16 protein-coding genes are annotated in these 20,340 nt (G+C 67.4%); 3 read left to right on the forward strand and 13 right to left on the reverse strand.

Annotation, left to right across the window (positions count from 1 at the left end):
* Positions 1-166 precede the first annotated feature (166 nt).
* Together SKC41_RS08235 and SKC41_RS08240 are read right to left on the reverse strand one after the other, a co-directional pair.
* On the reverse strand, positions 167-3,403 hold the full coding sequence (locus tag SKC41_RS08235; protein WP_330977177.1) for an arabinosyltransferase domain-containing protein: 3,237 nt from the start codon (positions 3,401-3,403) through the stop codon (positions 167-169).
* The gene (locus SKC41_RS08240; protein WP_330977178.1) at positions 3,400-6,741 is read right to left on the reverse strand and encodes an arabinosyltransferase domain-containing protein; all 3,342 of its coding nucleotides are present in this window, start codon (positions 6,739-6,741) and stop codon (positions 3,400-3,402) included. The genes SKC41_RS08235 and SKC41_RS08240 overlap by 4 nt, the downstream gene beginning before the upstream one ends.
* Before the next feature lie 147 nt (positions 6,742-6,888).
* On the opposite strand from SKC41_RS08240, the gene SKC41_RS08245 reads away from it, so the two are divergent.
* Entirely contained in the window at positions 6,889-8,022 is a 1,134-nt protein-coding gene (locus SKC41_RS08245; protein ID WP_330977179.1) for a BTAD domain-containing putative transcriptional regulator, read from the forward strand.
* A 3-nt stretch (positions 8,023-8,025) separates the two neighbouring features.
* Here the strand turns inward: SKC41_RS08245 and SKC41_RS08250 are convergent, their stop codons facing one another.
* The 3 genes from SKC41_RS08250 to SKC41_RS08260 are packed head-to-tail and all read right to left on the reverse strand — an operon-like array spanning position 8,026 to position 9,457.
* Positions 8,026-8,652: a maleylpyruvate isomerase family mycothiol-dependent enzyme gene (locus tag SKC41_RS08250; protein ID WP_330977180.1), complete on the reverse strand. Its 627-nt coding sequence runs from the start codon at positions 8,650-8,652 to the stop codon at positions 8,026-8,028.
* On the reverse strand, positions 8,649-9,134 hold the full coding sequence (locus tag SKC41_RS08255; RefSeq protein ID WP_330977181.1) for an SRPBCC family protein: 486 nt from the start codon (positions 9,132-9,134) through the stop codon (positions 8,649-8,651). Before SKC41_RS08255 ends, SKC41_RS08250 begins: the two co-directional genes overlap by 4 nt.
* A complete protein-coding gene (locus tag SKC41_RS08260; protein WP_330977182.1) occupies positions 9,131-9,457 on the reverse strand; it encodes an ArsR/SmtB family transcription factor in 327 nt (108 codons plus the stop codon). The genes SKC41_RS08255 and SKC41_RS08260 overlap by 4 nt, the downstream gene beginning before the upstream one ends.
* 208 nt (positions 9,458-9,665) lie before the next feature.
* Between SKC41_RS08260 and SKC41_RS08265 the strand changes: the two genes are divergently transcribed.
* Both SKC41_RS08265 and SKC41_RS08270 read left to right on the forward strand, forming a co-directional pair.
* Positions 9,666-9,893, forward strand: a complete 228-nt coding sequence (locus SKC41_RS08265) for a hypothetical protein (RefSeq protein WP_330977183.1) — start codon at positions 9,666-9,668, stop codon at positions 9,891-9,893.
* Between the two features lie 61 nt (positions 9,894-9,954).
* Positions 9,955-10,287 (forward strand): hypothetical protein, encoded by a 333-nt coding sequence (locus SKC41_RS08270; RefSeq protein ID WP_330977184.1) that lies wholly within the window; start codon positions 9,955-9,957, stop codon positions 10,285-10,287.
* On the opposite strand, the gene SKC41_RS08275 is transcribed toward SKC41_RS08270, so the two are convergent.
* From SKC41_RS08275 to SKC41_RS08310, 8 genes are all read right to left on the reverse strand, one after another.
* Positions 10,288-13,563 (reverse strand): arabinosyltransferase domain-containing protein, encoded by a 3,276-nt coding sequence (locus SKC41_RS08275; RefSeq protein ID WP_330977185.1) that lies wholly within the window; start codon positions 13,561-13,563, stop codon positions 10,288-10,290. It lies immediately after the preceding gene.
* Positions 13,563-15,551, reverse strand: a complete 1,989-nt coding sequence (locus tag SKC41_RS08280; protein ID WP_330977186.1) for a galactan 5-O-arabinofuranosyltransferase — start codon at positions 15,549-15,551, stop codon at positions 13,563-13,565. The genes SKC41_RS08275 and SKC41_RS08280 overlap by 1 nt, the downstream gene beginning before the upstream one ends.
* Before the next feature lie 2 nt (positions 15,552-15,553).
* Positions 15,554-16,318 (reverse strand): decaprenylphospho-beta-D-erythro-pentofuranosid-2-ulose 2-reductase, encoded by a 765-nt coding sequence (locus SKC41_RS08285; RefSeq protein WP_330977187.1) that lies wholly within the window; start codon positions 16,316-16,318, stop codon positions 15,554-15,556.
* A 10-nt stretch (positions 16,319-16,328) separates the two neighbouring features.
* Positions 16,329-17,723 carry an FAD-binding oxidoreductase gene (locus tag SKC41_RS08290; RefSeq protein WP_330977188.1) on the reverse strand — a complete coding sequence of 465 codons (1,395 nt, stop codon included), beginning with the start codon at positions 17,721-17,723 and terminating at the stop codon, positions 16,329-16,331.
* Positions 17,724-17,755: 32 nt separating this feature from the next.
* On the reverse strand, positions 17,756-18,121 hold the full coding sequence (locus SKC41_RS08295) for a GtrA family protein (RefSeq protein WP_330978798.1): 366 nt from the start codon (positions 18,119-18,121) through the stop codon (positions 17,756-17,758).
* A gap of 96 nt (positions 18,122-18,217) precedes the next feature.
* Complete coding sequence (locus SKC41_RS08300) at positions 18,218-18,697, reverse strand: GreA/GreB family elongation factor (protein ID WP_330977189.1); 480 nt, start codon at positions 18,695-18,697, stop codon at positions 18,218-18,220.
* 189 nt (positions 18,698-18,886) lie between these two features.
* A complete protein-coding gene (locus SKC41_RS08305) occupies positions 18,887-20,011 on the reverse strand; it encodes an SPFH domain-containing protein (protein WP_330977190.1) in 1,125 nt (374 codons plus the stop codon).
* A 59-nt stretch (positions 20,012-20,070) separates the two neighbouring features.
* Positions 20,071-20,298, reverse strand: a complete 228-nt coding sequence (locus SKC41_RS08310; RefSeq protein ID WP_330977191.1) for a hypothetical protein — start codon at positions 20,296-20,298, stop codon at positions 20,071-20,073.
* Positions 20,299-20,340 lie beyond the last annotated feature (42 nt).

The raw sequence follows: 20,340 nt of genomic DNA on the forward strand, positions 1-20,340 counted from the left end.
TGTTACCCCAATCACAGCGGAGTAGATATTGACCTTTATTTGCTGAATTTAAACCAATTCACCGAATTACTGCGACGTCAATTTAATGCTTTATTCGACCGGTGACTAATTACTCATTCCGCATTTCGTAGAAGCCTTGCAACGCAGGCGGTTTCGTCAGGCCTATTTACGGCTTGATCCGGATCTGCCCGGGCGACCACCATCCGGTGCGGGTCGCGGTGCCCAAGTCGAGCTGGGCAGGCTGGGCGTCGGCGATCGTGTCGAACCTGCGCAACGACCCCCAGTCGCGGCCCCAGTCGTGGGACAGGTAGGTCGACATCACATGGGCGCGCAGCAGCAAGTCGGTGATGCCCAGCAGGCCGCCGTTGACGCCGTCCTGCCAGGTGTCGGTGTCCTGCTTCTTGGCCGTGTAGTCCGGCGTGATCCGGAACTTCGGAATCTCGGTGACACCGTTGACATGGAGCATCGGCTGCTGGCACGGGAACGCCAGCCCGACCGCCCAGTCCATCAGCACCGGCTGCGTCGAGCCGACGTACTCCTGCAACGAGCGCAGCTCCGGCACCCGCGGCGGGGTCACCGCGATCCAGTCTTCCGGCGTCAGCGACAGGTCCTCGGCCACCACCCGGACCGCGACCGCGTCGGCGGGCATCGCCGAGCGCGCGAAGCGCAGATTGCGCCACACCTTCGGCTGCTCTCCGTAGAGGTCATACGGCACCAGCCGGCCGCCCGGCTGCACGGCGCCGCCGGGTCCGGGCATACCGAATTCCAGTTCCACGGTCTGCCCGGTGGTGTGGTGGTGCAGGATGCTGTTGCCGGCGATCGCGCCCGCGGCGGTTACCACCACCAGTGGATGCCCGGCGTCCGGCTTCGGCAGCTGGTACCACGCCGAGGTGAGCCTGCTCTGCTGTTGCGGGCCGCTGGTGTAGCTGCCGGCCACCGGCACCTGCGCGGGGTTCAGCCCGTAGGGCAACGGGAGCAATGAGCCGTTGATGCCCGGCGCCGTAAGCTTCGTCGGCCCGTACCAGTCGTAGTCGGTACCGGGCTGCGGGACCGCGGTCTCCCGCACGGCTTCGGCCAGGGTGCGTTCCGGTATTCCGTTGGGGCTGAATCCCGTTGGGTTCACTCCACCCAGCGCCCCCAAGGGACCGTAATCACCCGGCTCGGCGGTTTTGACGGGCGCCATGAAGCCGGCGTTGCTGTCCGGCTCGACGAGCACGTCGTCGGCCAGCCCGCAGCCGCCGCTGAATTCGCGCAGGTTGTCCCAGGCATTGGAGTAGGTGGGGTACTGACGCACGATGCCGGCCGTCATCGACGCGATGAACACCAGCGCCATGAAGCCCGCCGCGATCGGGATCGGCGCCGCCGTCAGTGCCCGCGCCAGCCGGCCCTCGCCATGGCTCGGGTCGGCGAAGTGTAACCACGCCGCGTACACCGCGGTAATCGCGAAGAGTGCGAAAAATATTGTGCTGATTGAGATTCCGCCGACCTTCGGCATCGAACTGTTGAACGGCACGCCGTAGCTCGAGACGTACCACCATCCGTTGGTGGTGGCGAAGCACAGGGCCAACACGAACATCAGCGCCGCCAGGAACGCCATGCGGTTGCGCGACCAGCGCAACACCTTCGGCGACACCAGCACCGTCGTCAGGGCGGCCATCGCCGCGCCCACCGCGGCGAACAGCCCGAAGTGGTGAACCCACTTGGTCGGGGTGAACATCAGGAAGAACATGGTGCCGAAGATGACACCCATCAGCCGCCAAGCCGGCCCGCGTGCCACTCCGGGAACTCGCTTGCGCCGCAACATGATGAATACCGCGGTGAACAAGCACAGCGCCGTGACCAGGAAGCCGAACCGGCGCGACAGCGAACCGTCGACGGTCGGCAGGATCAGGTAGTAGTAGCGCAGGTTCTCGGTGTACCAGGCCTGGCTGGGCCCGATGTCGGTGCGAATCCTGGTGGCTTCCAACACCGTTGACAGCGTCTGATCGGCGAACACCACCGTGAGGATCACGAAACCAGCGGCCAGCATCGGCGCTACCAGCGGCCAGGTCCCGACCAGGCGATGCCGTTTCACCAGAATTCGCAGGATCGGGCGACCACCGGCAACCAGCGCGGCCACCGCGATCAGCCCGGTCGGCTGCACGCCCAGGGTGAACGCCGCGGTGACCACGGCCAGTGCCGCCGGGGTAAGCCGCGAGGCGCACATGGAGCGCTCGATCAGCACCCAGGTCAGCAGTGAACCCAGCGCGATGATCGGCTCGGGCCGCAGACCGTTGTCGAACGGCATCCACGCGGTCAGCAGAACCAGGCCCGCCGCCCAGTTCGCCGCCTTGCTCGACGTGACCGCGGGCCCCAACCGGGGCAGCACCTCACGCGACAGCAGCAGCCAGCACACCAGCCCGGCGATCAAGTCGGGCAGTCGCATCCACAAACTGTCGTCGCTGACGTGGGTCATCAGCGCCAGCAAGTTGTAGTACCAACCGAACGGATCTTCCGGGCTGCCGAACCAGCGGAAGTAGTTGGACATGTAGCCGGCATGGTCGGCGACCCTGGCCATGCCCAGGATGTAGCCGTCGTCCGACGAGTTCGCCCCGATCACATGCCACAGCACGAATCCGAAGATCACCGTGGCGTCGGCCAGGGTGAACTTCTTCCAGCGCGTCGGAATCCACCGCTGCATCCGGCGGCCGTCGAGCTGATCGAGCCGCCACAGCGCGACCAGCGAGACAATAGTGGACAGGATAGCGCCCACCATCGCCAGCAGCTTCAATGTCGTTGGGGTGGTGGAGAACCGGGTGTCGATGGTCGCCGAGAACTTCAGTCCCGGCGGCGCGGGACCGGTCAGGTCGGTAAACACGCCGACGATCTGCGGGCGCAGGTTGGGATCGTTGAAGCCTCCGCCGAGCGGCTTACCGGCCGGGTCGGTCAACCCGACGAAAGTAGCGAAAGTGCCTGCGCGGGTGGAGGTTATCTCGACGCGCTGGCACTGGCCCCCCTCCACTTGCTCGCGCGAGGCGCTCGCGATGACCACGTTGCGGTCTGTCACGTCGACGCGCTTGGCGTTGACGACGACGAACAGCGCGTTGAGTGCGGCGTCCTTACCCTTCTTTGGTGCGGTGCTCAGCACCACGCCGCCCTCGGGAGGCAATCCGCGCACCGCGCTGCACGGCACCGTCGCCGTCACGTCGACCGGGCTCAGTGAAATGAGTGGAGCCGTAACGCTATTCAGTTGGCCGTTTTGCGGCCAGTTCAGCATCGCGGTGGTCTGCACCACCGGCAGCAACGGTGTGGCGACCGACAGTACGAAGCCGATCAGCCCGGCGATCGTGGCCACCAACCGGGTGACGCGGACGTTGTCGCGGGTGCGGCCGGCCGCTTGTGCCTGGTGTTCGATGACGCTCACGGTAGTGCCCGAATCGGTCCCTGCCGGCTCCAGCCGTTCACGGTCATCACACCCTGTTCGACGACGGCGTTAGGCGCCAGATCACTGGGCACCAATGGGTAATACTGCTCGACCGACCCCCAGTCGCGATACCAGTCCCCGCGCAGGTAGGTCGAGATCGTCGACGTCCGCAACAGCGTCTGGGTGAACAGGAACGGGCCACCGGCCTCGCCGGCCTGCCACCCGTTCGACGACGCCGCCGTCTGTTTGTGGTCGGGAAGGATGCGGTACCCCGGAAGTTCGGCAACGCCAAGGTGTTCGGCGAACGGCCGCTGGCATGGGAAGTTCGCCCCGGTGGCGATGTCCATCAGCACGGGGGTCTGTGACCCCATCAGCTGCTGCAGGGTCTTCAGCACCGGGACCCGCGGCGGCGTGAACGCGAACCACTGATCCTCGCTGAGGTTCGGGTCGTAGGCGACGATGCGCGCCACGTTCGCCTCCGGCGGCGCCCAGGTCAGCGGGAACCGCAGATTGCGCCACGCCGGCTCGGGTCCGATGTCGATCGGCTGCACCTCCGTCAGCGGCTGGGTGGTTCCGTCGGGACGGGTGACACCCCACTGCAGTTTCAGCGACTGCCCGTAGGTGAAGGTGCCGTCCTCTTTGTAAGACCAGATGGCGCCCGCGGCGGAGACCACCACCAGCGGCCGCTCCGGTGTGCGCGGCGGCAGCTGATACCAGGACGAGGTGGCGGTGGCCGACAGTGAATTCTCGCCGTAGCTGCCCATCACCGGCGTGCGGGCCGGGTCGAGGCCGAACGGTAGCGCCACGTTCGACCCGTTGACTCCGATCGGGCCTTTCCCGCCGGCGGTGCCCGCGGAGTCACTCATGGCGGCGTTGGGCTTGTTCGGTGATGCGTCGGAATTCACCACGCCCGGTTTGGTCACCACCGGGTACGACCTCAGGTCGTCACCGACCCCGTCGGGTTTGAATCCGACGGGATTGCTGCCGCCGAGTGGGCCGTCGGGTCCGAACGTCTGGCCGCCAACCGGCTGCAGCAGGCCGACATTGGGGTCGGGTTCGGTCAGCACGTCGTCGGCCATCGCGCAGCTGGTGTTCGAGAGCCCGGAACTGAGCGCGGCCAGGTTGGCCTTGGCGGTGGTGTAGAGCGGGTAGCGGAACACCGCGCCCTTGGCCAGCGAGCCGACCTCGCCGAGCACCATGATCGTCGCGACGATCAACAGGGGAGTGGCCGCCAGCACGCGGTTGCGCCGGCTCTCCTTGATCTCGGTGTGCCCGGTGTAGTCCATGCGGAAGTGCAGCCAGGCGGCCAGCAGTCCGGTCGCGATCGACATCGCCAGGAACATCGACGTCACCGGGTGACTGGCGACGACGGGCTGGATGTCGAACCACGGCACCCCGTAGTTGCCGACGTAGAACCAGCCGTTGATGCCCGAGGTCGCCCAGGCCAGCAGGAACAGCAGGGCCGTCACATACAGCGCCAGGTTGCGGCGGCTGTGCAGGCCGATCCGGGAGAAGGCGAACGCGGTGACCGCGCCGAGCGCGCCGGCCAGACTGGCAAACGCACCGAATTGCACCGCCCACTTCGTCGGCGTGAATGTCAGCAGGAGCAGGCCGAGTGCGGTGGTGCCGATCAGCCGCCAGGCCGGTCCGCTGGCCAACCCCTGGACCCGGCCGCGGCGCAGCAGCACCACCAGCATGCCGAACAGGCAGAGGAACAGCACCAGGACGGCGAAGCGTCGCGCCATCGACCCGTCGGGGTTGGACTCGACCGTGAGGAAGTAGTAGCGCAGCCAATCCTGGTACCACGCGATCGTCGGCCCGACCTTGTATTTGATGCGGGCCGACTCGGCGACCGTGGCCAGCGTCTGGCTGCGGAACACCACCACCAGGATCAGCGATAGCGATGCCGCCAGCACGGCCAGCGGTGCTAGCAGGCCGTCGGTCGCCCGCCGACGCCGGATGATCGTCGCGATGGCGCGCGCTCCGGTCAGCAGCGCCGCGACGGCGATCAGGCCCTGGGGCGCCAACGTCACGGTGAGCATCGCGACCACGATGGCCACCGCGGCGGGGGCCAGCCGCTGCAGCGCGATCGCACGCTCCACCAGCATCCAGGTGACGATCACACCGAGCGCGATCAGCGGCTCGGGGCGCAGGCCGTTGTTGAACGGCAGCCACGCGGCCAAAAACACCACGCCGCCGGTGAGCACCGCCACCGTGTTGGATCCCAGCCCGCCCTTGCCGGGCCCCAGCCGGCGCAGCCCCCAATGGCTGATCACCAGCCAGCATGCGATCCCGGCCAGCGTGGCCGGCAGCCGCATCCACACCCCGGCGGTGCTGACCGACGCCAGCTTGGACAGGACGGCGAGATACCAGTCGAACGGCGCCTCGGTGGTGCCGAAGTAGCGGTAGTAGTTGGCCACGTAACCGGCCTTCGGGGCCACTCGCGCGATGGTCAGGTTGTAGCCGTCGTCGGACGAGGTGGCGCCGATGACGTGCCACACCAGCAGCGTGGCGATCACGCCCACGTCGCTCAGCCAAGTGGCCCAGCCGATCCGCCACCAGTTGGCCCGTCGCTCACGCGGGCGGTGCCGGGACAGCGTGGGGGCACCTCCCGCTTGCGGGGGAGCGACCGGGGAGCGCCAGTTGACCAGGGCGCCGCCGCGGCTGTGGCGATCGAGCATGGCCAGCGCGACAATGGCGACCAGGACGGCCAGTACGCCGGCACCCATCACCAGCTTCTTCAGGGCAGTCGGCGCCGTGATGAATCGGGTGTCGATGTCGACCCGGGCCGACAGCCCCGGCTGCGGCGCGACCTTCAGGTCGGTGAAAATGCCGCCCACCTGCGGCTTCTTCTCGGCGGACAGGATTCCGCCGGCGCCCGGGATGCCGACGAAGTCCGCGCCCGCCGCGCGGGCGTCGGCCCAGACGTGCAGCACGCTGCAGGCGCCTGCGGCGATGGCCGATCGCTTGGCCACCGCGGCCACGGTATCGCGGAACGCGACGACGACCACGTCCTTATCGGCGCGGACGAACAGGCCGTTCTTGCCCGGGTCCACGCCGCCGGTCGGCAACGTCGAGACCACTAATCCGCCGCTGTCGGGCAGGGTGGCCATCGCCGGGCAGGGAATGGAGATGTCGAGGGCCCGCGGCGCCCCGGATACCAGGGGCGAGGTGATCTGGGTGATGTGCCCGTCGATCGTGCCCTGCGGCCACGCGATAGTCGCCGTGGTCTGCTTGACCGGGAGTAACGGCACAACGAGGCACAACAGCAGGCCCGCGAGCCCGGCGACGACGGCGACTAAGCGCAGGATCGGCTGCGGTCGCTCGTCGTGGGGCACGGGGTTCGATGGTAAGCGACGCGCCTTTGTCGGTTGAGGACGCGGGGCCGCGCAACGGGCCGGTTAACGCGAGGAAGTCCCGCGGAGCTGCCGGCTCGTTCGAAGATTCGTCCCGTTCTGCAGCCAGGTCTGAAACCATTCAATGCGATGACGGCCTCAGGTCTCGGGTTCGGGGTGTTGGGTCCCTTGCAGGTGACCGCCAACGACACCCGGCTGAATCTTGGCGCACCGAAGCAGCGCGCGGTGCTGGCGATGCTGGTGATCAACCGCAACCGGCCGGTGTCCGTCGACGCGTTGATCGGCGCGGTGTGGGACGAGGACCCCGTGCCGGCCGCCCGGATCAGCATCCAGTCCCACGTGTCCAACCTGCGGCGGCTCCTGCGCACCGCCGAGGCCGAACAGATGCTGGCGAGCGTCCCGCCCGGTTACCAGCTCAGCATCGCCGACGCGGACTGCGACCTCGGCCGCTTCAGCGCCGAAAAGGCCGCGGGCACCCAGGCCGCCGCCGCGGGCCGGTTCGAGGACGCCAGCAGCCACCTGTCCGCGGCACTGAGCGAATGGCGCGGGCCGGTCCTCGACGACTTGCGCGACTTCGCATTCGTCGACGCGTTCGCCACCGCGCTGCTCGAAGAGAAGGTCGCCGTCCACACCGCGCGCGCCCACGCAGAAATCGCCTGCGGGCGGGCCGAATCGGTCATCGGAGAGCTCGAGGCGATCACCGCCGAGCATCCCTACCGGGAACCACTTTGGGCGCAGTTGATGACCGCCTACTACGTGACCGAGCGGCAATCCGACGCCCTCGGTGCGTATCGGCGGCTGAAGACGGCGCTGGCCGAGGGGCTCGGCATCGATCCCGGGCCGACGGTCACCGAGCTGCACGGGCGCATCCTGCGCCAGGAACCGCCGGCGCGTACCCGAGCGGCCCTGACCACCCTGAAGGTCAGCGTCGACGCGCCCGTCGTCGAGTCGGCCGCGATTCCGACCGACGGGTCCGTCGTTGTGTTGTTGCGCGACAAGGCCGGAAGCCAGTACCGGCTCAACGATGCGACCACCCGGATCGGTCGATTCATGGACAACGACATCGTCCTCGACGACAACGACGTCAGTCGCTATCACGCGGTGATCACCGACAGCGCGACCGGTTTCGTGATCACCGATCTGCGCTCTACCAACGGCGTGCAGGTGCAAGGTAAGCGCATCAGAGGCAGCGTGGTCCTTGGCGATGGCGATCACATCAAAATCGGCAGCCGCGAGTTCACCGTCGAAATACGTTCGGAATGACCGCTATTCGGGCAGCCTCGCCCCCAGTGCCGCGCAGCCCGGGCCGCTGAGGTCGGCCAGCGCCGCCCGGCGTCCGGCCATCGCCATCAGCAGGGCTTCCCCCGGGCCGGTGACCTCGGGCCCGCTGCCGTGGGTCCAGTCGACATCGATGGCCCGCAGCCGCAGCCCCCTGATCCGGCGGCCCGCGCCCAGCCGTGGATTACCGGGTACGAGGCCAAGCACCCGCTCGAGCCGGTCGGCCGGCACAGTGCGGGGCCGACCCAGCGAACGTCGGATGTCCTGGTGATGGATCGTGCCGTCGACGAGGGCGATCATGCCGCCGAAACCCGCAGTCAATCCCCGTGGTTGGAGGTGGCTGCGCAGAAATGCGAGCAGTTGCTGGGTGCTCAACGTGGCGAATTCGTCGACCCCCACCTGATTGGCCCGGACAACCCAGCCCTTCGCGAAACGCTTCAGCAGCCCGACCTTGTCGAGCTCTTCGTAGCTGATCACGTGTGCGACAACGTCTTTGACGGTCCACTTGGAGCACAGGGTGGGCGACTCCCAGTCTCGCGGCGCCAAGGTGGCCAGGAAATCCGCGAGGTCGGCCCGCTCGTCGCGGGCCATGCTCATCATGGAGGGGGCGGTCATTCCAGTATTCCGGCGCTGAGGCCGACGTAGCGGTGCAGGTACAACGGCCACCCGGCCTCGCCGTCGACTCCGTCGGCGACCGATTGCCAGCCGGGGCCGTGCCGGTCGAGGTGGCGGTGATCCAGGTCGACGCGCGTGCGCGTTTCGGATTCCGCGGTGAAGCGCACCTCGACCTCGCTGGTTCGCGACTGGTCGGGTTCGGGTTGCCAGGACGGACTGATGTCCCAGGTGAACAGCAGCCGGTGCGGGGGCTCGTAGGCCAGCACGCGCGCCCATCGGCACTCGCTGCCGTCGACACCACGGTCGTAAATGTGGCCGCCCGCATGGGTTTCGAACACCGTCTCGGCGATCGGGACCGCCAGCAGGTTATGGTCACGCGGTTTGAAGTCGCCGAACTGCTCGGTGAAGACGGCGAACGCGCGCTCGATCGGGGCATTGACGATGACCTGGTGTCGAATCTCGGAGATTCGCGGCTGGGTCACGACGCCTCTCCTTCGATCTTGGTGAACGTGGCCGCGTAGTTGGCCAGCGCTTGCGTCCAGAACCGGTCCAGCTCGGCGCGCAACACCTCGAGGCCGGTCGCATCGAGCTGGTAGACGCGGCGGGTGCCCGCCGCCTGGTCGCGCACCAAACCGGCGCATTTGAGCACCTTGAGGTGCTGTGAAACGGCCGGGCGGCTGACCGGCAGATCCCGCGCGAGTTCACCGACGGCCGCCGGGCCGTGCGCGAGGCGCTCCATGATGGCCCGACGGGTGCGATCCGCCAGGGCGACCCAAGCGTCACCACCGGCTTGGTAAGTTGTCACGAACCGTAAGCCTACGCTTACCAGTAGCGGCCGGCAATGCCTCCACACTCCGTGCCGAGCCTCAAATGTCCTGGTCACAGCCACATGAATTTCGCAAGAATCTCGCAAAGACCCGGCAAGCGGCGCGCGTGAGACTACCGGCGTCGGCAAACAGCAACCAGAAAGAGTCGCACAAGCCGACGGCGACAACAGCGCAAAGGAGTCGATCATGAACTGGACACGGATTATCGCCGGAGCGGTGGTGTCGGGCGGCGTTGCGGCCGCCGGGTTGGGCTTGGCCGTGTTCGCCACGGCCGATGGACCCCACTACTGGTGCCCCGGCGACGCCATGCCGGGCTCGGCTGAAGCCCTCAGCTGGGACATGACCGTCTGCCACCAGTACCACCGGCTTCCCGGCGGTCAAGTCGCCGAAGGGCCCGCGCCCGGCAACCGCTAAATGTATGGGATCGGTAGCCTCCTTGACCGGATGCACTGGCGGCATGAACATGCACTTCACTATGAAACGAGCGCTCGCCGGGGCGGTGCTGTCGGGCGGGTTCGCCGTCGTCGGGTTGGGCTTGGCCGCGGGAATCGGCCAGGCTCAGCCCGCCCCGATGGTGTGCCAGGACGGTGGCACGGTCCCAACCCCGACAAACAGCTGCACCTATCAATGGTGCCCGGGCTCACCGGTAATGAAGAACATGCCGAACTGGGACAGAAACGTCTGTCACCCTTGGTATTTCGACAAGAACAGCCCGGTGACCGACTCCACCATCATCGAAGGTTTTCCGCCGCCGCGGCCACCGTCGCCGCCCTGCATCCCATTCATCAACTGCCTGCCGGGCCTGTAACTAGCCGCGGCGAAGCGGAGCCGGATCCCACAGGCCGCTGCGCGTCGCCGTGCCCAACTGCAGACGGGCGGGCTGGGCATTGGGGTAATACGGCGTCAGGCGCTGCAGCGAACCCCAGTCGCGCGACCAGTCGTCTTTGAGGTAGGTGGAAATCGTGGTCGGCTTCGCCAGCAACTCGGTGACACCCAGTGGGCCACCGCCGTTGTTGTCCATCACCGGCGAATTAGCCTCGGCGCCAAACCGATCCGGCAGGATGCGCCACTTGGGTGTCTCGTCGACACCGTTTTGATGGCCGAACGGCCGCTGGCACGGGAACGCCAAACCCACCAGCCAGTCCAGGAACACCGGGTCCGCCGAGCCCACCACCTGCTGCAGCGTGTGCAGCTGGGGAATTCGCGGTGGCGTGACCGCGATCCAGTGCTGCGGCGCCAGGTCTTCGTCGTTGGCGATCAGGCGGACCTGGGTCGCGTTGGCGGGAATCCATGACATCGGCATCCGCAGATTGCGCCATGCGGGGGAGGCGCCGACATCGAAGAACTGGAACGACCCGCCCGGGTGTCCGCTGGCCGCCTGGTCGTCGGTGGCCCACTGCACCTGCACCTCGCGGGGATCGAACCGGCCGGCCGCCGAGACCACCAACAGCGGCCCGGCCTTGTCGCGCGGCGGCAACCGGTACCACCCGGAGCGCAGCATGGCGGGCACCTGGATGCCCGGCCGCCAGCTGCCCAGCACCGGGGTGTGCGCCGGATCAAGGTTGTAGGGCAGCTGGGCGCGTGAGCCGTTGACTCCGGGCGCGGCGCTGGTACCGCCCTCGGTGCCGGCCTCGCTGGTGGTCGTCTTACCGTCTTCGTTCACGAAGCTGCGGTCGCCCGGACGCTCCATCACCGGGTCGGCCGAGACGTCGGCGGGAATACCGTTGGGCGTGAAGGCTTCTGACAGGCCGGAGCCCAGCGCGTCGCCCACCGGGCCGGACATCGGCGACAGCATGCCGGCGTTGGGATCCTGCTCCACCATGACGTCCTCGGCCAGGCCGCAAGACTTGCCGGTCAGTGCCTCCAGGTTGGATCGGCCCACCGACCAGGCGGGGTATTGCCCGATCATCGCCAGCGTCAGTGAGACCACCTCGAATGTCACCAGTGCCCACGCTGCAATTGCTAGCGGGGACTGGATGATTGCGGACATTCGGGCCCTGTTGCCGGCCTTCGGCGGCCCACTGGATGGCCCGTCGGGCGACACGAAGTGCAACCACGCCGCCAGCAACAGCACCACCAGCGTCAGCCCGAGCAGGACGGTCGCGAACGCGTAGTGCCATGCCGGGAATGCATTCGACCATGGCACACCGAAATTGGAGACATACCACCAGCCGTTGACGCTGGCGAACGACATCGCCACCAGGAACAGCACGGTCGCGGAGAACACGGTGCGGTTGCGGCGTGAGCGCATCGCCGCACTGGTGACCGCGACGGCGGCCAATGCGCCCAGCGAGCCGGCCAGCCCGGCGAACACGCCGAAGTGGTGTGTCCATTTGGTCGGAGTGAACATCATCGCGAGGAACGAGATGATCGTGATGCCGACGATGCGGCGGCTCGGTCCGGCCGCGGTGCCGGGAATTCGGCCCTTGCGCAACGACATTGCCACCGTGATGCCCAGTGCGAGCAGCACCGCGAGCACCGCGAAGCGGCGGGCGACCGATCCGTCGGGACTGGCCATGAACAGCCGCTCGTAACGGATGTGCTCGTCGAACCAGCTCAGGCTGGGCCCGAGCGCGCGCTTGAGCGCGGTTGCCTGCAGCTCGCCGGCCAGGGTCTGGTCGCGGAAGATCAGGATCACCGTCACGGTGGCCGCGGCCGCAATGGGCGCCAGCAGCGCCAGCGCCCCGAACTGTCGGGATCTGCGATGGATGATGGTCCGCAACGGCCCGACCGCGACCAGCAGGGCGCCGATGGACGCAATGCCGGTCGGTCCGGAGAACAGGGTCAGCGCGCCGATGATGCAGGCGACCGCGACCGGCAGCAGGCGGTTGGTGGCCACCGCACGCTCGACCGAGCACCAGGTGAGCAGGATGCCCAGGGCGATGATCGGTTCGGGCCGCAGCCCGTTGTCGAGCGGCAACCACGTCGCCAGGAAGAGCCCCGCGGCGGTCCACGCCGCCGCGCGGTTGGTCTTCACGGCGTGGCCCAGCCGCGGGATGACCTCACGGCTGATCGCCCACCAACAGGTCAAGGCCATCGCCAGGGTGGGCAGCCGCATCCAGATGCTGCTGGTGTTGACGTGCGCCCATATCGCCAGCAGGTCGTAGTACCACCCGAACGGGGCCTCGGGTGTGCCCAGCCAGCGGTAGTAATTGGCCATGTAGCCGGCATGCTCGGACACCCGGGCCATGGTCAGGATGTAGCCGTCGTCGGAGGTGTTGGCGCCGACGAAGTGCCACCACACCAGCACCGCGATGACCAGCGCGTCGAGCCCGCCGATCGACCACCACCGCGACGGCAGGAAGCGGCGGTGCCGGGTGCCGTCGGCGGTGTCCAGCGCGTGTAGGGCGATCAGGGCGACGCCGGTCAGCACCACGCCGAGGATCATCGCGGCCATCTTCAGCGGCGTGGGGCTGCTGGTGTAGCGGGTGTCGACGGTCGCCGACAAGCTCAGGCCCGGCGGTGCGGCCCCGGACAGATCGGTGAAGACGCCGACGATCTGCGGCCGGAAGTCGTAGCCGCTCTTCTCCCCGCGCAGCGGTGAGCCGGGATGTTCGGCGTTGGGTCCGTAGCTCAGCCCGACGAATTCGGCGGTGACCCGGTCGGCATGCGCGGTGAAGGTCAGGCGCTGGCAGGCCGGGCTGAGGACCTGGTTGAGCGGCGCGACGACGACCGGGACATTGCGGACTATCACCACCAGTTCGTCGTTGGCGCGCTGGATCAGCAGCCCGCGGTCGATGGCCTTCGGGGCCTGTTTGGGGACCGTCGACAACAGCACGGTTTTGCCGGCGCTCTGCGGACCGGTCAGCCCGGCGGCGGCCTGGCAGGGGACGGAGATGTTCAGCTCGGTGGCGACATAACCGATCAGCGGCGCTTCGACGCTTTGAAAGGTGCCGTTCTGCGGCCAGTTGAGCTGGGCGGTGGTTTGGTTGACCGGCAGCAGCGGTGTGGCGATCGCCAGCAGCACTCCGAGCAGACCGGCGACGACGGCCACGATGCGAGCGGTCCGCTGCCTTGCTCCCGCTCCCTTCACGGACCTAGATGGTAGTTCTTCGGCCAAGTCGCGCGCCGTGTCGGTCGCCATCAGCGGCCTGCTGTCGGTTGGGCCAGCGGGCGGCGGATGGCCAGCACAAACGGGCCAACGCTTTGCACGGCAAATCGCGGGTCGTCGAACAGGGCGGCCCGCAGGTCGACGGTGTAGCGACGCACGTTGGGCTGGTTGGGGTAAACGTCCTCGGCCAGCCGCAGGGTGTAGGTGTTGTTCGCGCCGCGGCGCATCAGAAACACCGTCGGCGGCGGCCACGGTGAGGTGTCCAGCGCGTGGAGGAACTCTTCGGGGCTCTTGAGGCTGGACCACTTCTTGATCTGCGCGGCCCGCAAGTCGAACTGCGCCAGGGGATTGGCGTAGTGCGACGTCAAACCCTGGAAGCCCCAGTAGGGGTAGTAGGACAGGAAGCTGTAGTCGGCGGTCAGCACCACGGTCTGATCCCGAGGCTTCCCGGTGACTCCCACGATCGCCGCGTCGATGGCGGAGTAGAACTTCTCGGCACCCGGCGGGCGCCGGTCGCCGCGCTGGCCGTGGCCGTCGGTGTCGGTGTAGGCGATGGTCAGGTCCGGGCGCAGCACATCGGGAATGTCCTGGCTGAAGGCAATGGCGGCGGTCATCCCGATCGCGCCGGCCACCGGGACGGCCGCCTTTTCCCAGGCGCGGCCGCGGTCCTTGAGGGTGACTGTCGCCTCGATGAAGCCGAACACGCCGGCGGCCACCAGCAGCACGCTCAGCGTGGGCTGCAGCCGAAACGACAGCAGCGTGGTGCGCGCCAGCGTGGTCAGCATCGACAGCAGCGACCACAGGTAGACGGCCAGCACGCCGATCGTCAGTGCGCCGGCCCGGGTTGACGCGGGGGCACCTCCCGCACGCGGCGGACGCGTGTGCACGACCAGCCACAGCGTGCCCAGCATGCAGATCGCGCCCAGCAGCGAGAACTGCAGCATCGGGAAGGTCAGCTCCGCGCCGTCGGCCGGGAGGTAGTGGAATGCGCTGCCGCTGTTGCTGACCGGATTGCTCGCCGCCCGTATCAGGAACGGCAGCCAGGTGGTAGCCGCGATGGCCGCGGCGATCGCCGCGATGACGGCGACCCGGCGCAGCGGATCGAGCGCGGCCTTCCAGCCGGCCCCCCGCCAGCGCGCGACGACCAGCACCAGCGCCATCAGCGCGATCGTGAAGGCGGTATAGCCGAACAGCAGCGAGTACCACGTCGCGGTGAAGCCGAGGAACAGCCCGGCGCCGAGCACCGCCGCCCAGCCATTGCGTCCGGGCGCCCGGCTGGCCGGGTCGTCGGTGTCCAGCGCCCGGCCGGCCGGGCGTTCGCCGGCGCGCAGGCCCGACCACGTCAGCACCAGCACCGGCGGCAGCAGCATCGTGATCATCGCCGCGTAGGGCTCCGGCGAGCTGTAGGCCAGCGTCACCGCGGCGGTCGCGGTGGTGACCATCAGCGCGTACTCGAACCGGATCATCCGCCACCACAGCACCAGCGCACCGGCGACGGCGATGGTGATCGAGGTGATCGCCCACGGCTTGAACAACTCCCACGCGGGCATCCCGGTCAGCGCCGCCGCGCGCCCGCCGATCCAGAACCAGCCCGGCGGGTAGAAGGACGGCAGCCCGAGATAGGTCATGTCGTGCAGGGCGGGGCTGTCGGTCAGGCGCGTCAGGTACTCGGTGCGGAACTGCTGATCGACGGAGATACCGAAGAGATACAGCTTGGTGGCGCCCAGCGGCATGCCGAGCGTCACGACGGAAAATGCCGACACGAACACCAGCCCGCCCAGTCGGGCGACCAACCGCCACCGGCCCTCCCGCTGCCACAGCCAGCCGACGCCGAGCAGCCCGATCAGGCAACCGACCTGGCCGACGGTGGTCAACGCGTGCAGCTGGTTCGACGACGGGAAGGCCGGCCACTGGACTCGCGCAATGGCCATCAGCGAGACCACCGAGACCCCTGAAGACACCAAGACGGCCACGATTACTGCCGCCACCATCTGGCCGAGGCTGGCCAGCGCGTTCCGCATGATCAGATGGGCAGCTTGCGGAAGATGGGCCGCGGGATATGTCGCAACACCATCATCACGTACTTGAATGCTGCTGGCGCCCAAACCAATTCCTTACCTTTTGCGGACGCGGTCACCGCGAGGTTGGCGACGTACTCCTTGTCGACGGTCAGCGGCGCTTCCTTGACGTGCGCGCTCATCCGGGTACGTACCTGGCCGGGGCGGATCACCAGAACGTGAACCCCGTACTCGCGCAACGCCTCTCCGAGGCCGAGATAGAAACCGTCCAGGCCGGCCTTGGTGGAGCCGTAGACGAAGTTGGAGCGCCGCACCCGCTCCCCGGCGGCCGAACTCATCGCGATGATCTGACCGAATCCCTGAGCGCGCATCTTCTCGCCCAGTAGCACACCCACCGAAACCGCCGCCGTGTAATTGATCTCGGCGGCAAGCACGGCCTTGTGCTGGTTCTGCCACAGCTCTTCGGCGTCGCCCAGGATGCCGAACGCGACGATGGCCACGTCGACGTCGCCGGCCGCGAAGGCCGCGTCGATCATCTTGGGGTGGCTGTCGGGGTCGGTGGCCTCGAAGTCGATCAGCTCGACCGAGCGCGCACCGGCGGCCTTCATCTGCGCGACGGCGTCGTCACGTCCGGGGTCACCGGGCATGGCGGCCAACAGGATTCGCGCGTGCGCGTTCTTCAGGTAGCGCGCGCAGATCGCGAGCCCGATCTCGGAGGTGCCGCCCAGCAATAAGATTGCCTGCGGGTTTCCCACGGCATCAAGAACCATTGCGCACCATCTAGAGCAGCTCCAAACGTCGGGCCATGTCGGAGGCGAAGACCCGCAGCGGGTCGGCCTTGCGGCGCACGGCGATCCACTCGTCGATGCGCGGATACATGGCGTGGAAGGTTTCGGCAGTGGTGCGCGAGTCCTTGGCGGTATAGACCCGTCCGCCGAATTCGAGTACCCGGCGGTCGAGTTCGTTGAGGAACTCGTTGATCCCGGGCTTGTTGGGGAAGTCCATCGCGACGTTCCAGCCGGCCATCGGGAAACTCAGCGGCGCGCGATTGCCCGGGCCGAACAGCTTGAACACGTTGAGCGCCGAGTAATGCCCCTGGGTCTGGATCCAGCGGATGATGGTCTTGAATTCGGCAAGAGCATCCGGCGGCACCAGGAACTGATGCTGAGCGAAACCCGTTGGCCCGTAAGCGTTATTCCAGCCGCTGACCAGGTCGAGCATGTGGTAGAACTGCGACAGATTCTGGATCTTGCCGGTGTAGTTTCCGCCCAGCCGGTAATACGTCTCGCCGATCGCCATGAACGACAGTTTGTTCATGGCGCTGATCGGAAACAGGTTCGGCACCGTCAACAGGTGTGGTGCATCGAATTTCAGCGGATTCTTGGCGAGCTTCTTTGGCAGCTGATCCAGCTTGGCGAGGCTGCCCCGGCTGACCGAGGCCCGGCCGAGCTTGGGCGGCGGGCTGATCAAATCGAACCAGGCGCTGGAGTAGGTGTAGCGACTTTCGCTGCCGTCGACGTGCACGGCGACCGTCTCGTCGAGGTCCTTGGTGGCCACGCCGTCGGCGATGAAGTACGCCGTCTCGGTCGGGGTCATCGCGATCGTGGCGCGCAACACGATTCCGGTCAGGCCGTTGCCCCCGACGGTCGCCCAGAACAACTCGGACTCCGGGCCCTCGGGGGTGATCGTGTGCACCGAGCCGTCGGCCATCAGCAGGTCCATCGACCGCACATGGCTGCCGAAGCTGCCCGCGCTGTGGTGGTTCTTGCCGTGGATGTCCGACGCGATCGCGCCGCCGACGGTGACTTGGCGGGTTCCCGGCAACACCGGGACCCACAGCCCGAACGGCAGCGCCGCCTTCATCAGTTGGTCCAGGCTGACACCGGCGTCGGCATCGACCAATCGGGTGTCGGCGCTGATCGAGTGGATGCGGTTGAGCACCGTCATGTCGATTACCAGGCCGCCGCCGTTTTGCGCGTTGTCGCCGTAGGAGCGCCCCAGCCCGCGCGCGATCACGCCCCTCCCGTTTTGGAGGCCGCCGGAGTCGGCGACCCGGGCCACTGCCTTGGCGATCACCTCGGGATCGGGCGTCGACAGCACGTGCGCCACCGACGGCGCGGTGCGGCCAAAGCCCATCAGCCGGGTCGGGGTGGTCGGGAAGTCGGCGCTCAACATCGTCAAAGAGGGTACCGCTTGCGCGGGACGGCTCAGTGTATGCGGAAGATTACGACTCGCTGCACGATGAAGTTGATCACCGTGGCAGTGCCCTGCGCGATCACGAATGCAACCACGGCCGCCCACCCGCTGTAGTGCATCAACACCAGACACAGATGGTTGAGCCCGACCTGGACCGCGAAGGTGACGCCGTAGAGAATCATGACCGCGACGAAGCGCGCGGTGCTCGGCTCCGCCTGAAAGGTCCACCGGCGGTTGATCAGGTAGGCGGTAATGGTGCCCACCACGAAGCTGGTGGCCTTGGACACGTCGACCTGCACGCCCAGGACTTTCCACAGCAGCATGTAGAGGCTGAAGTCGACGACGGCAGCCAGCCCGCCCGTCGCCACGAAGCGCACGATCTGGGTGGTCAGACTCAGGCGCGCCGACGCGGTATCCGGCTCCGGGGGAAGCATTGGGGGAGTTTATCGGGGTCGTGCGCGCCCCAGCGGCAGCTACTTGGGCAGCTTCACCGAGATCAGTTCGACCTGGCTTTCGCCCTGCGGGGTCGAGTACGTGACCTTGTCGCCCGCCTTGTGCCCCAGCAGGGCCAGCGCCAACGGGCTGTGCGACGTCAACGTCTCGGCCTCGCGACCGACGGGGGTCTCCTCAACGATCGAGATGACGTGCATCGTGACGACCTCGCCGTCGGCGAATTTCAGGGTCAACTCGGTGCCGCCGGGCAGCGCCTCGTCCTCGTCGGAGTGCGACGGCCCGGTCCGCAGCCGCCGGTCCAGCTCGTTGATCCGGTCGCCGAGGACAACGAGTTCCTCGGCCCGCTGGATGGCCTCGGCCGCGTCGCCGTGATCGCCGATCATCCCGCGGTCGTCCTTGACCTCGGCCTCGAGGGCGTCGCGCCGCTGCCGCAGCCGGTCCAGTTCCGCGGCGAGGTTCTCCCGCGCCGCATCCGCCACTGATTGGACTTTTTTACTCACGTCCGTCGACCTTCCGCGGCGCCCGTCTCTGTCACGAGGCGCACTAATTTGCCTGGTGGTGAATTTGTGGTGCTTCAGTGTTGCACCACACAAACCCGGCCGCCACCCTTATTCGGCGAGCGGTTGTCATCGGTTATACACGCGCGTCACGACCCGGCGGCGGCACATTTCGCACCGCCGGGCAGCGGATTACTGGTGTGAGTCGGTGTTCGGGACCAGCGAGGTTTCTGGCTCGTCGTAGTCAAAGGTCTCGCCGCGCAGCGCGTCGAAGATCGCCTTGCCCTGCGACACGAGTCCACTGGCCACCTGGCTGAGCCCGTCCGCACCGTTGAGCACGGTGAGATTCGCGCCGGCGAGCCCCGCGGCCGCGCGCTCCACGATGTCGGGCAACTGGTCGATCAGCGCCTTGTCCAAGGCCACCCGGTTGTGCGATGCCGCCGCCTCGGCCAGGATCTTCATCTTCTCGGCATCGGCGACAGCCAGGATCCGGACGCGTTCGGCCTCGGCCTCCGCGGGCTTGACCACCTCGGCGACCAATTCCTGCTGGCGTAGCTCGGCGGCGCGCTGGGCCAATTCGGTGCGCATCGCCAGCACCTCGCGCTGAGCCTCGGCCTCGGCCAGCGGGCCGGCTTGGGCGGCCTCGGCCTGAGCCTTGTCGACCTCGGCCTTGTACTGCGCCTTGACAACGGCGGTCTGACGGGCGAATTCGGCTTGCTGGCGCTGCGATTCCTGTTCGGCCTCCGCGGCCTTCTGATTCGCCTGGGCCTGGGCGATCTGCGCCATCTGCTGGATGGCGGCGTTGTGCGGTGCCGACATCGCGTTGATGTAGCCCAGGCCGTCGTCGTCGATGGACTGGATCTGTAGCGCGTCGACGGTCAGGCCGATCCGGGCCATCTCCTCCTTGGAACCGTCGAGGACCTCGGTGGCCAGCTTCTGACGTTCCCGGATGATCTGCTCGACGGTCATCGACCCGATGATCGAGCGCAGGTGACCGGCGAAGATCCGGCCGGTGAGTACCGACATCTGGTCTTGCTCGGACAGGAATCGCTGCGCGGCACTGATGATGCTTTCGGTGTCGTTGCCGACCTTGAAGGCGATCACCGCCCGCACGTTGAGAGTGATGCCCTGCTGAGTGACGCATTTTTCGCCGACCTCGGACTCGCACATGGCCAGCGTCAGGAATCGGGCCTTACGAAAGAACGGGACGACGAATGCGCCGTGACCGGTCACCACCCGGAAGGGCGCATCGCCCTTGGCTTTGGCGCCGGATATCAGCATCGCCTCGTCCGGCGCGGGCACTTTGTAACCGAGCATGTCATGGACTCCTTGAGTATTCGCTGTTGTGTATCAGGGGATTTCGCTCGTCGCTGGGGTCAACTGAGGTCCTGCTGGGCTGGTTCCCAAGGCTCGACCACCACCGTCCGTCCGCCGCGGATCTCCACCACCAGGACCTTGCTGCCCTTCGGTAGTGGGTCGTCGGACCAGGCCAGGAAGGTCTCCTTCGACCCCCGCACGGTCACCAACACCTCGCCGGGGCCGCGGTCGCCGCGGGTTGCCACGACCAGCTTGCCCACACAGCCGATTGCCAAGGCGTCGCTCACGATCGCATATTCCTCCATCGACGGGTTCCAGCGTCGAGTTTC

Source organism: Mycobacterium sp. 050128, from assembly GCF_036409155.1.
Lineage (GTDB): Bacteria > Actinomycetota > Actinomycetes > Mycobacteriales > Mycobacteriaceae > Mycobacterium.